This is a genomic window from Mongoliitalea daihaiensis, assembly GCF_021596945.1.
Classification (GTDB): Bacteria; Bacteroidota; Bacteroidia; order Cytophagales; family Cyclobacteriaceae; genus Mongoliitalea; species Mongoliitalea daihaiensis.
This window is the reverse complement of record NZ_CP063779.1, coordinates 3,997,610-4,014,466: the sequence shown is the minus strand read 5'-3', so window position 1 is coordinate 4,014,466 and position 16,857 is coordinate 3,997,610. Positions and strand designations below refer to the sequence as shown.

9 protein-coding genes are annotated in these 16,857 nt (G+C 41.3%); 3 read left to right on the top strand and 6 right to left on the bottom strand.

All coding sequences use genetic code 11. The features are described from left to right. Window positions 1-74: 74 nt before the first annotated feature. On the top strand, window positions 75-737 hold the full coding sequence (gene ung / locus IPZ59_RS17035; RefSeq protein ID WP_236137253.1) for a uracil-DNA glycosylase: 663 nt from the start codon (window positions 75-77) through the stop codon (window positions 735-737). A gap of 98 nt (window positions 738-835) precedes the next feature. On the opposite strand, the gene IPZ59_RS17030 is transcribed toward ung, so the two are convergent. From IPZ59_RS17030 to IPZ59_RS17010, 5 genes are all read right to left on the bottom strand, one after another. Then, window positions 836-7,603, bottom strand: a complete 6,768-nt coding sequence (locus IPZ59_RS17030) for a PAS domain S-box protein (protein WP_236137252.1) — start codon at window positions 7,601-7,603, stop codon at window positions 836-838. A gap of 167 nt (window positions 7,604-7,770) precedes the next feature. Further along, the gene (locus IPZ59_RS17025; protein WP_236137251.1) at window positions 7,771-8,928 is read right to left on the bottom strand and encodes an MFS transporter; all 1,158 of its coding nucleotides are present in this window, start codon (window positions 8,926-8,928) and stop codon (window positions 7,771-7,773) included. A 3-nt stretch (window positions 8,929-8,931) separates the two neighbouring features. After that, the gene (locus tag IPZ59_RS17020; RefSeq protein ID WP_236137250.1) at window positions 8,932-10,329 is read right to left on the bottom strand and encodes an aldehyde dehydrogenase family protein; all 1,398 of its coding nucleotides are present in this window, start codon (window positions 10,327-10,329) and stop codon (window positions 8,932-8,934) included. A 3-nt stretch (window positions 10,330-10,332) separates the two neighbouring features. Beyond that, entirely contained in the window at window positions 10,333-11,967 is a 1,635-nt protein-coding gene (locus IPZ59_RS17015; RefSeq protein ID WP_236137249.1) for an acetolactate synthase large subunit, read from the bottom strand. A 513-nt stretch (window positions 11,968-12,480) separates the two neighbouring features. Further along, window positions 12,481-13,689, bottom strand: coding sequence for a BamA/TamA family outer membrane protein (locus IPZ59_RS17010; RefSeq protein ID WP_236137248.1), 1,209 nt, complete (start codon window positions 13,687-13,689; stop codon window positions 12,481-12,483). A gap of 265 nt (window positions 13,690-13,954) precedes the next feature. Here IPZ59_RS17010 and IPZ59_RS17005 point away from each other — a divergent pair, with 265 nt between their 5' ends. After that, window positions 13,955-14,902 carry a sensor histidine kinase gene (locus IPZ59_RS17005; protein ID WP_236137247.1) on the top strand — a complete coding sequence of 316 codons (948 nt, stop codon included), beginning with the start codon at window positions 13,955-13,957 and terminating at the stop codon, window positions 14,900-14,902. 192 nt (window positions 14,903-15,094) lie between these two features. Beyond that, window positions 15,095-15,616, top strand: coding sequence for an SAM-dependent methyltransferase (locus IPZ59_RS17000; RefSeq protein WP_236137246.1), 522 nt, complete (start codon window positions 15,095-15,097; stop codon window positions 15,614-15,616). A gap of 154 nt (window positions 15,617-15,770) precedes the next feature. Here IPZ59_RS17000 and pdxA read toward each other — a convergent pair whose 3' ends face one another. After that, entirely contained in the window at window positions 15,771-16,799 is a 1,029-nt protein-coding gene (pdxA, locus tag IPZ59_RS16995) for a 4-hydroxythreonine-4-phosphate dehydrogenase PdxA (RefSeq protein ID WP_236137245.1), read from the bottom strand. Window positions 16,800-16,857 lie beyond the last annotated feature (58 nt).

Genomic DNA, 16,857 nt, shown 5'->3' with positions numbered 1-16,857 from the left:
AGTTTAATTAGCTTAAAATATACTAATGACGAAAATATAAATAATATTTGTAATTTATACGGATTGTTGAAAAAATGGATGTAAAAATTGAAGAAAGCTGGAAGAGTATACTTGCAGATGAATTCCAGAAAGATTACTTCAAGGCCCTTACGGCCTTTATCAAGCAAGAGTATCAGCAAGAGACTATCTACCCTAAAGGGAAGGAAATCTTCAAATCCTTTGAATCGTGTCCTTGGGATCAGGTGAAGGTAGTGATCTTAGGGCAGGATCCTTATCATGGACCAGGGCAGGCACACGGGTTATCGTTTTCTGTACGGGAAGGAGTTCCTTTTCCCCCGAGCTTGTTAAATATTTTTAAAGAGATCAATGCAGATGTAGGCAAATCGATCCCATCTCATGGAGAATTGACTCGTTGGGCTAAGCAAGGGGTCTTATTGCTCAATGCTACCTTGACGGTTCGCGCCCATCAAGCGGGCTCCCATCAGGGCAAGGGCTGGGAACTGTTTACCGATGCAGTAATTCAGCACTTAGCCCACCAAAAAGAAAACTTGGTTTTCATGCTTTGGGGTGCCTATGCTCAAAAAAAAGGAGCTTTTATTCCTTCGGATAAACATTGTATCCTGAAGGCTCCTCATCCTAGTCCGCTTTCGGCACATAGAGGTTTCCTTGGATGCAGTCACTTCTCCCAAGCCAATGCCTACCTACAAACCAAAGGGCTTCCGCCTATAGACTGGTAGAATATCCTAGATGGATGTACAGGAGGCTGAACGCAAGATCATAAAAAAAGTGTCCAGTAATTTCAATACTAGACACTTTCCCTATTCCAAATTTATCCTCACTTCGGTATCGTAAAGAAGAAGGTACTTCCCTCATTCATTGTAGACTCTACCCATATGCGACCATCAAATTTTTCGAGTATTTTTTTTACAATAGCTAAACCTAAGCCACTGCCAGATTTCCCATTGGTTTGATTGGCACGTTGGAAGATGATAAAGATTTTATCTAAATACTCCAAAGGGATTCCTTGACCATTATCTTGTACGCTAAAAACCCACTCTTTTGGTTTCTCTTCCGCAGCAATGCGTATTTTCAAATGACGCTCTGCATGTGCATATTTCAAGCTGTTATTGATTAAGTTTTGAAAGACCTGAATCATTGGCAACCGGAGAGTTGACACGGTCGGCAGCTGTTGAATTTCAATTGTAGGCTCTGTTTCTTCGATAAGCTTATTTTGCATTTCCAAAACGTCTGCAACAACTTTGTTTATGTCCACTTGTTCCAATTCTTCCGGATAGTGTCCTGCCCTAGAAAACTCCAATAAGTCTGTGATAATAGTGCGCATCTTTTTGGCCCCATTAACCGCATAGTCAATATACTCCTTGGCTTTATCATCCAATTGCCCTCCATATTTTCTTTCCAATAAGGACATAAAGTTGGAAACCATTCGTAACGGTTCCTGCAAATCATGGGACGCTATGTAGGCAAACTGTTCCAAATCAGCATTAGAAATAGCAAGTTTTTTGGATTGTATTTGAAGATCCTTATTCAAAAGCTTCAAAGATTCTTCAAAATTTTTGATGGTAGTGACGTCTTGCACACTCCCAACAACCTTTGATGGTTTTTCAAATTCATATTCCATCTTTGCAATCGTACGAATCCATTTTTCTTTCCCTGAATCGGTAATTATTTTTGACTCAACTTCATAGGGGATTCCTTTGGTGAGGCATTGGTCCAATAAAACTCTAATCTCGGATTGATAGGGTTCAGGAAATCTTGCTATAATCATTTCAGGTTCGAGTACAATGTCTTCAGGATATTCGAAGATCATTTTTGCAGTACTTGTCCACTGAATTTCACTTGTTTGCACATCCATTTCCCAACCACCTATTTTTGCGAGTTCTGATGCAGAATCAAGTGTTTGTTGTAATTTTTTTTGTTTGGTTATATTTTTAGCTACCGCATAAATTGTTTGTTCTATTGGATTGGCTCTCGAAGTCCAAGAAAGCCAGATTATCTGACCGCTCTTGGTAATGTACCTGTTCTCAAAATACATGGTTTCTTTGCCATCAACGATCGTGCTGAGTTCAGTCGATGTTTTGTTTTGGTCTTCAGGATGCGTAAACTCTATAAATGGTCGTGAAAGCAATTCTTGTTCTGTGTAGCCTAACAATCTTGTAGCCGAGGGATTTATTTTCTTAAAGTATCCATCATAACCAGTTATACATAGGATATCAGGACTTGCTTCAAAAATCTCCTTCAGTTCTAGTTCGATTTTTTTACGTAACAATTCAGAGCTGAGGGAAGATTCTAAGTCTTGGAGAAGCAGTCTTAGATAGTTGAGGTTGGTTTCACTTTGTTGAGAGCTACCAAATATCAAAACTCCAATAACCTCTTGGTTAATCGTCAGCGGAATACCTAATACGGTATTCAATCCTGCTTTTTTTGCAAATTCCCTCCGCTTAAAAAGCTTGTTGTCTTGAATATTGGTCCATATTTGAATTTTGTTATCTTTCCAAACATTGCCCGCAAACCCTTCTCCTTTTTTAAAAGAGGTATAGGATTTAGAAGCCTCATGGAATTCATTGATCTCATCCGTACTAGCATATCTTGCGATGATATTCATCAAACTCCCATCGATATTAGTAGTCCACAATTCTCCTAGATCAAGGTCGATTTGGCTACAAATTAGTTCTAATACTTTTTCAAGGCTTTCATGGATCTGAACCTTAGAATTAAAAATATCCCTGATTTCTGAAATGATTATTTTTTTATTTTCAGCATCTTTCTGTTGACTAATATCCTGCAAAGCACCAATTACCCGATAGGCTTTTCCTTGGGAATCGCGGAGAATAAACGACTTGTTGAGGAAGGTGAGATAGGTGCCCTCATACGTTTGAATCATTTGTTCAGTGGACCAAGTAATAATAGAAGGGTCATTCAGGGTTGTCTGGATTTGACTGATCATATGATCTGCATCTTTGAACCGTTGCGAGAATTCTCGAGCATCACAAGATATGGCTTGTTCTTTACTTATTGGGCCTATAATTTTTTCAACATTTGTACCAAAGCTTACCTTATTACTAGATATTTCAAAATCAAATATGATATCCGTGGTAGCCTTCGTGACGTATTCGTATCGTTGGTTGGCCAATCGTAAGGTGTTTTCATAGATTGATTTTTCGGTAATATCTTGGGCTGTTCCGAAAAGCCTGATGATTTCACCCTTTTCATTTTTTTCTGAATACCCGAATTCTTCAATAATTCTTTTTTCTCCTTTAGGAGTAGTGATTGCGTATTGAATATTAAATGGCTCTCCCGTTTCTTGGGTTCGCTTACTGGTTTCAGCAACAACAGCTTTATACTCCTCATCAATCAAACTTAAGAATGAACCATGCGTTTCTAAAAATGTGCTTTTATCCACATCAAACACCTCGTACAAAGCATCTGACCAAGTCAGGGTATCATCCATAAAATCAAAGTTCCAATTACCGATTTTTGCTATTTTTTGGGCTTCATTCAAAAGCTTTTCACTTTCTTTGAGCTTTTGCTCAGCAATTTTCTGCTCCGTCAAGTTAATATCAATGCAAAATAGTTCTGGCTCTTTTCCAGGTATTTGAATGATCGTATGGTTAGAGTATACATTGATGAGCTTGCCTGTTTTTGTTTGCAGGATTAATTCTTCGGCAGCTGTCGGGGTTCCTGATTTTATCATCTGATAAACGTCATTTTTGACTTGTGGGATTGCTTCCTCTGGAATTATCAAGTCCCATAAGTATTTGCCCAAGGCTTCTTCCTTGGTATATCCGTAGATTTTTTCCGATGCCTTGTTCCAAAACCGAACCTTACCGTCTGTGTCATATCCTTGAACAGATAAACTTTCTACTTGGTCAAATAAAAATTCAAATCTTTTTTCTGTTTCTTCCAGTGCTCGTTTAGCAATTACTTCCTCTGTGACATCTAGGATTACAATGTCCCATATAACATTCCCATTCTCATCTTGAAAAGGATAACCGGTTCCTTTTTGCCATGTTACCTCACCACTTCTACGGACAAACGTCCATGTTTCCGACCATTTGCTCATATCTTTAGCAGACTGTACGAAACTGTCTTCTATTTTTTGTGCTTCAGTCGGGTCCAGTTGATGCCATAATAAATCGTTATTTTGTAAGATTTCCTCTGCATGGATTTCCCATAATTTAGAAGCTCCTTCAGATAAATAGAGAATTTTTCTTTCCCCTGAAGGAAGCATACTGTAACGTATCAGTGCACCTGGCATATTTTTATTGATGCTTGTTACTTGAAGCTCCAATAATTTAGATGTGGTAATGTCCTGAATAGAGCCATAGACACGAATCGTCCTCTCATCCGATCGCTCAGCCCTGCCAATGATTCGAATCCATTTATCTTCATGGTCAGCACTGCTGATTTGACCATCAAAATCAAAAGGGTCGCCCTTTTTGACGCATTGCTCGTACATGGCTACGAGTTTATTTTGCTCATGATAAGATTTAAAAAATTGAATGAAATCCATGAAGTTTAATTCCTTGTTTTTGGGGAATGCGAGGATTTCATGGAATAAGCGGGTGACCTGCAGCTGCCCAGTTTCCACATGCGCTTCCCAAGCTCCAAGTTGTGACATTTGTAAAGCGTCATCCACTAACAGGTGGAGGTTTTTTTCTTGGGTGACATCTCTTACCGAGGTTACTTTGAAACGCTCGCCATTGGGTTGCACAAGTAAGTCAGCCGAAGTTGCCACTTTAATCAGTTGCCCTTTTTTGTTGATCACCTCAAATTCTCCAGGTATCTCTTTTCCATTTTCTATGAAGTCATCATGCATCTTTTCCATGAAAGATCTCAAGCGTGGAGGAACTACCATGGTGAAATTTTGGCCAATTAGCTCCTCACGGCTATATCCATAAATTTCACAATAGGCATTGTTGATATCCACAAATCGACCCTTAGCATCTGTAATGCAGATTCCAGTTGTCGATGCGTTAAAGACCGCATTGATGAGTTTTTCGGAAGCGCTGAGCTCTGAAAGTGCTTGTAAAAGTTCCGTAGTTTCGAGGATACCTATGGAAATACCTTTAACCTCGTTTTCATTTAAAAAAACCGGAGTCATATTGAAAGAGAAGCTCCGAACTATTCCATTGACATCTTTAATTGATTTTTCTTTTTGAATGATTTTACCTTGAAGGCATGCATTGAAAGATTCCAAAAAGGATTCCACCTGCCCGGTAGGTAAAAAATCAAAAAAACTATCGGATACATTGATTTTTTTCTTTTTAAATAAGTTTACTAATTCGACCGCTTTTTTATTGAATTTGAGCACCCGATAGGAAGGATCCAATAAAACCAATCCTTGCTGATTATTGCTTAGGAGTGCACGGGCGTTAGCTTGGGATTCCATCAACAAAAGTTCCTTCGTCTCTAGTTCTTCATGGGCAACTTTTAACTCTCCATAAGCGATGTGTACTTCTTCGTTTGTACTTTGCAACTCTTCGTTACTTGTTTCAAGTTCTTCATTACTGGATTGCAATTCCTCATTGGTGCTTTGCATTTCTTCATTGAGCGATTGCAGTTCCTCATTGGCTGTTTCTATTTCCTCAATGTATGTTTGCAAATGCTCTTTGGTAGCGGTAAGCTCGTGTTCTAATTCAATGATCCGTGCACTGATCAGCGATTGCTCATCAGAAAGAGATGTATTCTGAATAAACTCCTCAATTTCGAGCTTTTGAAAAATAATAAGGTAAAGGTCTTCGTAAATTTCCGCATTGATCAGTGGCTGTACCAGCAAGCGCACAAAATGATCTTTTCCGAATAGGTTGAATTTTTTGATTTTGCTACTGAAGGAACTTTTTTCTTTAAATGCTTTGGCTAGCACAGCCCTTAATTCAATTTGGAGCTCTGGATTCACCATTTTTAAAAGATTCACCTGAATGCTACCAGAGGTTAGGGACATAAAAAGCCGTACATCACCATTGACTTCTTGGATATCGTAGGACTCATTAATGACTACATAGGGGTATTCAAAAGTCTTAAATATGGTTTCTCGAATAGCTTCAGCAATGGAAACGGGTTTTTTTCCAATGATGGTTGTTTCTCTGGGGCGCTCTTGCAAGTTAGCTTTGAAAGTAGCAAATTTCACCTGGCGAATGTTTCCCCCCCGTTTGCGCTTGAAAATCTTATTTTTAGCATCGATGGTTCCAAAAAGATCCGTAAACTGCCCTATAGTTTCTGATTTACCTAAAAATAGCACTCCCTCGGGGTTTAAGGAATAGTGAAAAATCGGCATGACCTGTTGCTGCAGTACGTTGTTGAAATAAATCAATAAATTTCTGCAGGAAATAAGATCTAATTTGAGAAAAGGAGGATTATTGATTACATCGTGCTTGGAAAACAAGACCATGGCCCGGATGGCTTTTACTAGCTCAAATTCTTTGCCCTTTCTTACAAAATAGCGTTCCTGTAATTCTTGGGGGATGGGCTTGATAGATTCTTCCGAATAAATACCTCTACGGGCAATGGTTATGGCCCGATCATCTATGTCTGTTGCAAATATCTGAATATTGTATAAATGCATTTTATTCTGAAGAATCTTGGCAAGAATAATAGCCAAGGAATAGGCCTCTTCCCCGGTAGAGCAACCCGGTACCCAGATTCTGATAAAGTCTTTGGGTTTTTTTGATGCTAGTTTTTCCCGTAACTGCATCTCGAGTGCTTCAAAGGCATCAGTATCTCTGAAAAATGTGGTAACACCGATTAAAATCATGTTAAACATTTCATCGAGTTCATGGGGTTGCTTCTCCACAAGTGCTAAGTAATCATCCATCTCATGTATCTTGAGAATACTCATGCGCTTTTCCAATCTTCTTGAAATGGTCGCTGATTTGTAGTTGGAAAAATCTGTTCCGGTCCGTTTTCCGAGTAATTTCAATATTTTTGAAATGGAGTTTTGGTCCGCCTTGATCTCTTCTATTTCTACCTTTTTGGGAATATCGTTGGGTTGTTGCACAAATTGCCTGATCAATGGACCCATTTCAGCTGTTTCAACCACTGCATCTACCAATTCTGTGTTGATGGCAGAACTAGGCATTCCATCATATTTGGCTGTTTCTGGGTTTTGTGCCATGACAAAGCTATGCCTGCTTTTGAGGGCTTGGATGCCTTTGGCACCATCTGAACCAGTTCCAGATAAGATAATCCCTACCACAGGGTTTTCTAAGGGGATATTTTTCAAAGAATCAAAAAGTACATCCACAGATGGTTTTGGACCAATTGGGAAACTTGGTTTTTGTAATATGATCTTTAACTCTCTAGAGATCGTGATCTCTTTGTCGGGAGGAGTGATGTACACCTTGTTTGGTACTAATTTTAAGCCGGATTTTGCCTCTTCTACGGTCAGCAATGTTTCCTTGCTCAGTAAATGCACAAGCATACTTTTATGTGTGGGGCTGAGGTGCTGTGCGACAATGATGGCGCTTTTCTCTAAAATAGGGAGGTTAGATAAAAAATCCTGCAAAGCCTCAAGCCCACCTGCGGATGCTCCTATGGCAATGATTGTTAACGATTCTTGGGTGGTGTAAGATGCTGGATTGCTCATGATACTATTGGCGAAAACTAGTTATTGTCCGCTTCATTGGTGATAGAATTTCAATTTACACCAATCTTGAAAATAAAAAAATGATTTATATCACCATCGGGTTACCTTCCACAAATAAGGCTTGGATGAAGGGTGGGTTTGAATCATTATTCAAAATGTTGATTGCCTTATTTCCTAAATGATGAAAAGGTCATAAGTCCAATTACAGGGCCTAAGCCCAATAAAAGCAGCCAGTAAATTCCTGTGATATGCAAGGCTAAAAGCTGTGTGAGTTGTAAACTGATGACCGTTATACCAAAACCTAGACTGTTGACAATGGTTAGAGCAGTGCCCTTGGACGCAGCAGGAGCTGATTGTGCTACCAAGGTAGAAAACATAGGAGAGTCTGCTGTGACAGCTATTCCCCAGATCAGTAAAAATACAATCAAGATTGGTAAGGAACTTTGAAAGAAGAAAAAGGGAGACAGCAAGCAACAGATTCCTGAACAGGCGAGTGCTAGTTGGGCGATTTTTTTGGGATGGATAACGTTGGAAAATAAACCAGCAGCGGCGCAGGATAGCCCGCCAATACCGATAACCGCAAAACTTATAAAAGAAATGTCTGCTGTCGTCTGATGCTTGACGATATAAGCTGTAAGCATCATAGGAATGAATGCCCAAAAGGTATATAATTCCCACATGTGACCAAAATAACCCATAGCTGCAGCTCGGAAATTTGGTACTTGGAATAGTTTAAATAGTATCTTAAAATCAATTGCCGAGGAGGCTTTGCGATAGGGGCCATCTGGAACTCTCAAGCCAATCAACAACCCTCCCAAAACAGCAAAGGCAGAAGAAGTATACAGCACCCATTGCCAAGGAAATTCTTGCAATAAACTGCGGAGTAAATGAGGAAAGGCCGTACCCAAAACCAAGGCTCCGACTAATAAGCCCAACGATTTTCCCAATCCTTTATCAAAATAGTCAGAGGCAATTTTCATCCCCACAGGATAGATACCTGCCAAAAAAAAACCGGTAGAAAAGCGCAAGCTCAATACTGCCCATAAACCAATTTCAAAAAAAGCCACACAGGCGTTCAATAGGGCGGCAAAAAGGGCGGAAAACAAAAAAACTTTGGATGGAGAAAACCTATCAGAGATCATGAAGATGGCAAAGGCCAAAGTACCGCAGATGAATCCCAGCTGTACAGAAGATGTCAAATGTCCAATAAAATCTGCTGGAAAGGAGCGAGCTGCACTCAGTTCAACAATGACCGCATTGCCGGCAAACCATAACGAGGTGGCCAAGAATTGGGCCACCACAATTAAGGTCAGGATTCTATTCATGCATCAGGATATAAAGTCGCTTTTAAATACCAACAGTTTGGTTCGGGTCATCTCATGCATGCTGTAGGGGATTCCTCCCATACCTTCTCCTGATTGATCTCTGCCACCAAAAGGCATCCAATCCACTCGGAAAGCGGTGTGATCATTGACCATCACTGCATTTGCATTGAGTTTTTGTACCGTATCAAAAGCAATATCCAGATTTTTGGTAAAAACAGCGGCCTGAAAGTGATAAGGAACAGCATTGGCCTGTTGAATGGCTTGCTCGCGATCCTTGTAAGGATAAATGCAAATCACTGGGCCAAATATTTCCTCTTTAGTCACTTTAGAGTCCACAGAAGGGTTCCAGAGTACCGTAGGAGCATAACAGTTATGAGGTAATTGTTTCCCTCCAACCAATAATTCAGCTCCTTCTGCAATAGCCTCCTGAACCCAAGCGTCAACACGCGTGACTTCTTTGGGCTCAATCAAGGGACCTACGGCTGTTTTTTCATCCAAAGGATCACCTACTTGAAGTGTAGCAGCTTCTTTAGCTAGGGCTTCTGCCAGCGCCCGAGCTATGCCTTCGTGTGCAAATATTTTTTGTACCGAGACACAAACCTGTCCGGCATGATAAAAACCTCCCTTGGATAATGGAGCGATCAACTCAGAAATGTTGGCATCCTCTGCCACAATCACAGGAGCTGTACCACCATGTTCCAGGGCAATGCGTGTACCGGGAGCGATTTTGGATTTCAAATACCAGCCTACTTTGGCAGAACCAATGAAGGATAGATAGTTTACCCGAGGATCGGTTACTAGTTTCTCAGATAAGTCATTTTCCAATATCAATCCCTGAATCCAACCCCCAGGAATCCCTGCCTCTTGCAGGATTTCCAACAATCGCAAACAGGAGAGGGGAGTAGTACTTGCGGGTTTGACAATTACCGGACAGCCTGCGGCAAAGGCTGTAATCGTTTGATGCACAATCAGGTTGAGCGGATGATTGAAAGCAGAAATGGAGGCTACCACGCCGATAGGTTCACGCATCGTCCAAGCCAATCGATTGGTTGAAGATGGGGTCAAACCCATAGGGATTTGAGTTCCTGTCAATCGACCGATTTCCTGAGACGCAATTTTCACCCCATTGATGGCTCTTAGTACTTCTACTTTGGAGTCCTGATAGGGTTTGCCCCCTTCTGATGCAGCCAGCTTGGTCAGCTCCTCCACAGAGTCGAGCATGCGTTCTTGTACCTTTTCTAGCAATGCTATGCGTTGATGCGCTGGAATCCAGTTGCTTCTGTTCTGAAAAAGATCATAGGCCTTTTCCAATGCCCGCTCTACATCCGCCTCCGTATGGAAAGGAATAGCCTTCAATAATTCATTGGAAAAAGGAGCATATACATTCAATAGTTGGCTCATAAATTAGGATTGCTTTTGTTTGATTAACACATTTAAAATTTCATGATTCAAAGAATAATCCACCGGTAGGTCAATGACCTGAACTCCTTTGCTTTGTAGACAAGAATTTAGAATTTCCTGAAAGTGATTGTCACTCGTGGCCCGGTATCCTTTGGCTCCATAGCTTTCTGCATATTTCACAAAATCGGGATTTTTGTAATCCAAACCAAAATCATCCAAGCCTAAATCTTCTTGTTTCCACTTGATCATGCCATAAGCCTCATCGTTCAAAATGATAACGATAAGATTGAGCGATAATCGAACGGCAGTTTCCAATTCTTGACTGTTCATCATAAAGCCACCATCACCGACGACCGCAACGGATGTTCGCTCTGGGTAGAGAAGATTGACGGCCATGGCAGAGGGAAGTCCTGCCCCCATGGTGGCTAAGGCATTGTCTAAAAGTAGGGTGTTATGCTGGTAAGCTGGATAGTTTCGGGCAAACCACAATTTGTAGATCCCATTATCCAAGGAGACTACATCCTGCTCGTTCAAGTTTTGACGGAGCAAATGTACCAATCGCTGAGGAAGCATAGGAAAGCGCGTATCTGCTAAATATTTGCTCAGGTGTTTGGATACGTTTTCTTTGACTTCTTTAAAATGGGTGCTACTCGAACGTTCCTTTGGCTGGAGAAGCTCCGATAGCATGGAAACTGACTCGAAAATATCTCCTACCACATTCAATTGAGGAAAATAAACTGCGTCAATCTCGGAAGGATGGTAGTTGATATGAATGACTTTTTTACCGCCAACCTTCATAAAAAACGGTGGTTTTTCGATGATGTCATGACCGATGTTGATGATCAAGTCGGCTTGTTCTATGCCTTGATGGAGAAAGTCATCACTCGAAAGGGCCGCCGTACCTAAGTAGTGAGGATGACGCTCATCAATGACTCCTTTCCCCATCTGTGTCGTAAAAAAGTAAAAGCCTGTATGGTCGATAAAGTTGGCCAGGGCCTCACAATTTTGCTTCCGGTTGGCTCCTGCACCAATTAATACCAAGGGAGCTTTAGCAGCCTCTATCATTTCAACAGCCTTTTGCAAAGCACTCTTGGACGCAACTGCGGATGCAATGCGCTCGGGGGTAAACAAGGCTTCATCGGAAGTTTCTCTAGCCACATCTTCTGGTAACTCTAGATGAACGGCCCCTGGTTTTTCGGTAACTGCGATTCTAAAAGACTCCCGTACTAAGGAGGGTATGTTGTGTGCATGTGTGATGGATTTGGTAAATTTAGTAATGGGGCGCATCATGTCCACCACATCGATGATTTGGAAACGGGCTTGTTTGCTTTTTTTGATTGGCTTTTGCCCGGTAATTAGTAAAAGAGGCATACCTCCCAATTGGGCAAAGGCTGCCGGAGTCACCAAATTGGTTGCGCCAGGACCTAATGTTGCCATACAAACCCCAGGCTTGCCCGTAAGCCGTCCATAGGTAGCTGCCATAAATCCTGCTCCTTGCTCATGCCGTGTCAGAATCAAACGGATGGAGGAGTTTTTTATGGACTGAAGTAAATCCAGATTCTCTTCTCCTGGCACAGCAAAAATGTATTCCACGCCTTCATTTTCAAGAGATTTTACAAATAAGTCTGATGCTTTCATGGGGGGTAGTGGTTAGTGAATAGTGGTTAGTGAACAGTGAATAGTGATTAGTGAACAGTGATTAGTGAACAGTGAATAGTGATTAGTGAATAGTGATTAGTGAACAGTGAGTAGTGAACAGTGATTAGTGAATAGTGAACAGTGAAGAGTGATTGGTAGTCTAAAATCTAGTTCATATTTCGTCCTTTAAGTGATTGGTGATTAGTTGATTGGTGATTGGTAGTTCAAAACTCAGTTTATCCTTCATCCTTTAAGTGAATGGTGATTAGTGGATTGGTGATTGGTAGTTTAAAACCCAATTCATCCTTCTGCCTTCATCCTTCATCTTTTAAGTGATTGGTGATTAGTTGATTGGTGATTGGTAGTTTAAAACCCAATTCATCCTTCTGCCTTCATCCTTTAAGTGATCGGGAACAAAATCTAATATCCAATCTCCCTGCGTTGGACTCTGTTGAATATACGAGATAGAATCAAAAAAGTTCAATTAATTCATTGAAAAGACATTATTTTTGATCAAAACATCTCGTTAACATTCAGGAAAATTCCGGAAGCGCCGCCGGCTCCCCAACCATAATCCAAGGCAATGTTGATTCGTTTTTTTGGAAGAACCATGTAGCGCAGGCCCAGTCCATATCCCAGTTGAAAGGTTTCTAAGATTCCAAGGTCTTGGGTGCGCGAACTCGCACTTGTGGTGTTAGCAAATAGGGTTCCACCCCAACGGTCTTTTTTCCGTTGTAAGGGAAATCGCCACTCTAGCTCAGTATAAAATAAATCTTCTCCTCTAAAACGCCCCTGCGTATAGCCTCTTCCTGAGCGGGAAAACATATCCCAACCTACCGCTGGGAGAAACAAATAAGGAACATCTCCTCCAGTAACTGTCCAAACATAAGACCATAAGGCTAGTATATTCCGGGGTCTTTCCTTGTTTAGTGTTAAATAGTCGCGGTATTCGACCCATAACTGTCCAGAATTAGAAGTGCTTCCTAGGGCTTCAGAAAAGCCTCTCCAAGAAGCAAACAAGTATTTACCTTTGTACGTATTGGCCACATTGTCCCGGGTATCGTAGACCGCATTCAAAGAGAAACCTGTCTGTCGAAAAGCATCTGTTGGTATGTCCAAGCCTTCGTTATAGGCTTGAAAAAAACCGGGCAGTTCTTCAAAGTTTTGTTCTCGAACATCAATTTTGCTCATAGCATCGTAATGAAAGCCCAAGCCATAAAAAAATCTACTGTTCCCCAGTCGTTTTTTGGCTGTGCCATATGCCCTGAAATGATTGAAAAACAACATTTCTTTTCCTAAAATATCTGTAGTGGAGAGGTCTGGAGGGGATAAATCTCTAACAAAATTGAGTGTACTGCCTAGTCCAAAGGAAGGTTGATTATTGATATTGAAGCGGAAATCGGTAAGCAATGTCCATGAATCATCCCGAAGAAATACATTGGAGCGCAAGGAAGTAAAGAGCTGCCGCTTGGTGGTTACCAAAGCCATCCCAATAGCGGTGGACATGGATGTGCTTTCAGGGTTGCCCATCACCCAATTGAAGGAAGGAGCCATGCCAAGAATCAATCCAGCTGTCGGGTTGGCTGAAATAGCAGGCAGCGGAACGATGGATATAGACTTTTCTTTTTTGGTGACTTGGGTACTGTCTTGACCTCCAAAAGTTACACTAGCAATGAATTGCAGCAAGAATAGTACCCATAATCGCATGGTAAGATGGTTCATAGAGAATAGCGCTATCAGGTAGAAAGATAAACAATATTTTTTTGTCTTAAAGAAACAGAGTGAAGTTATCTGATGATCCGTAATTACGCTAGAATTAAAATAACCCAAATACATTCCAGTTAATCGATCAGAGTCAATAGATGCCTGAAAATACACTCAATTTATTCATTTGCTTAGCGACTCGAGTGGAAGCGGATAATTACATAAAGTTTTTTAAGAATCTAGGTTTTTTAGCTATATTTCAAAGGATTGTTTCTCTTCATCAATGAATGCAGCACTAAAAATCACTATTCTCTATTGTGCCTTTGGAGCCTTGTGGATTTTCTTTTCCGATAGGTTGGTTTTACTTTTTTTAGAACCCTCTGATATTCAGAATATCACGTATTTTCAAACCCTGAAAGGATTTGTGTATGTGTTTCTTACAGGTGTTTTGTTGTACGTTTTGGTCAATTGGTTTTACGGGCAGTTGGATGACAAATTAGAAGAGCAGAAACGCCTCAACAAGCTCTTGCTCCTCAAAAGTCGGGAGTTTGAAAAAAACAATAAGGATTTGGAAAGCTTTGTTTTCTCGGCATCTAAAGATTTATTAGAACCCTTACGGATGGTGACCAACTTTTTAGACCTGTTTAAAAGCAAATATTTTGTGGGCTTGGATGATAAGGCTAAGAGTTATATTGGCTTTGCTCATGAAGGAGCGCTTAATATGAGAACTACTCTTTTTGATTTTTTGGAATATTCAACAGCTCGGGAAAACATTTCAGAGTTGACTGAACTGGATTTGAATGAGATACTGAAGGTCATTCAAGAGAAACTAGCCCGAAAAGTGGAGGAAAAGCAGGCGATTTTACGTGTAGATGATTTACCGGTAGTGGTTGGGCATCGGGAGGATTACGTTCGGATATTTTTGAATTTGCTCGACAATGCACTGAAATTTTCCAAAAATGGGATCAAACCTAAAATTCATGTGGGATACAAGGTAGAGGGGCAATTTTTTCAGTTTTTTGTCAAGGATAATGGCATGGGTGTTTCTGAGGAATTTCATGAGGAGATTTTTTATGTGTTTCGTCGTTTGAGCACTAACCAAAAATTTCAAGGGAGTGGCATGGGGCTAGCAATTGTTAAAAAAATTCTCGAAAACCAAGGTGGTAGCTGTTGGGTCGAGTCGCAGGAAGGAGAGGGGTGTACCGTTTATTTCCAAGTGCCAAAAACCTAAGGGTCTCAGAGAAAGTACGGAATAGAGAATGGACAGGAGAGATTTTAGACACAAGAGGTAAGACACCTGTTGCCATCTTTAGGGAAAGCTAGCTGCTATCATTTTTTTGCAGCGCTCAACCATTGACAGGAATCCCATTCCCTATTCCTTCTAATTTTTCTGTATTTTTACTTTATGATGAAGACTATGTGTATGATACTTTTTGGTTGGATGCTGGGGTGGGGGACTGCATTTGCACAGGCGAGTGTGGGAGATATAGTGCCCTATGTGACAACGTCAGAAGCGGTGATGCAGGCGATGTTTGACTTGGCAGAGTTCCAAGCTGATGATGTTTTATTGGATTTGGGTTCAGGTGATGGAAGAATTCCAATTGGGGCGGCCAAGCAATTTGGTATTCAGGCCTTGGGAGTAGAAATTGACCCAGATTTGGTGACTTTGGCAGATTCATTGGCTTTGGAGGCTGGAGTTTCGGAGCAGGTTCGATTTGTTCAGGGAGATTTATTTGCATTTGATTTCAATCAGGCCACTGTGCTGATCCTTTACCTTTTCCCCGATATCAACGAAAAACTGCTTCCCAAAATTCAGGCCATGCCCAAAGGCTCTCGTATTATTTCCCATCAATATCCTATCGGTGACTGGGAGCCCATGAAAACCATAAGGGTGCAGTCTCCCGAGGGGAAAGTTCATCGCTTGTTCTATTGGGTGGTGGAGTAGCTAAGCTTCAAATCCAATCTTTTGCAAGTGGGGTCTACGTGTCTGATTGAGTTCATCAAAGCCAACAGCTGCCAACATCGCATAAGGTATTGATGTAAAAAAAAGCCCCCAAGAGAATGGAGGCTTTGATTTTTTGGGTTGTTGGGTCGATGAATTACTCTTCATCTTCGCTTTCCCAATTGCTGCGGTTTTTGATGATGTCGTAAGCTTGTAGAATAGCTGCGCGCATGGAGCCTTCATCTGCTACATTTTTGCCGGCAATATTGTAGGCAGTGCCATGGTCAGGGGAGGTGCGGATGATGGGTAGACCTGCGGTAAAATTCACTCCGCTATCAAAAGCCATGGACTTGAATGGAATCAATCCCTGATCGTGGTACATAGCCAAAACTCCATCGAATTTTTTCTGATGCATCATGCCAAAGAAACCATCCGCAGGATAGGGACCAAATACCAATTTGCCCTTGTCTTTGAATTCACGGATTACGGGGGCGATGATTTCAGTTTCTTCCGTGCCAAGTAGTCCATCTTCTCCTGCATGAGGATTCAAGCCTAGGACTGCTACCCTTGGTTTGTTGATGCCAAAGTCATTTTCTAAGGAGCTAAGCATCAAGCCCAACTTTTTTCGAATGTTCGCTGCGGTCAGTTTGCTGGCTACTTGACTAATTGGAATATGTCCCGTCACCAAGCCAACGCGGATATCGGGAGAGACCAAAAACATCAAACTTTCCTCTATTCCAAAAGCTTCGGTCAGGTATTCGGTGTGTCCGACAAAGGGTCTTTCCGGGGAATTGATATTGTTTTTATTGAGTGGTGCGGTCACCAATCCATCGATTTTTTCTGTTTTCAAATCCTCAATCGCCTGATTCAAGGCCGCCAGTGCCATCTTGCCAGATTCCTGCGTTTCCACCCCTGGAAGGACTTCCGGACTTTCCTCCAATACGTTGATCAAATTGATTTTTTTATGATGCACCTCATCTATAGAGCGGATCTGCATGAAATTAAAATCCTCAAGTTCTAACTGCTTGCGGTAGAAAGCCATCGCCTTGCCATGCCCGTAGATGACAGGCGTCACCAAACGCATGATACGATTGTCTAAGAGGGCTTTCATGGTCACTTCTGCACTGATGCCATTGATGTCTCCAATGCTGATACCAATGATGGGTTTCTGTTTTCTAGTATACATGAATATAGGATTAGCGTGCCAAACCTTCACAAGGACTTAACACAACATAGTAGGCCTT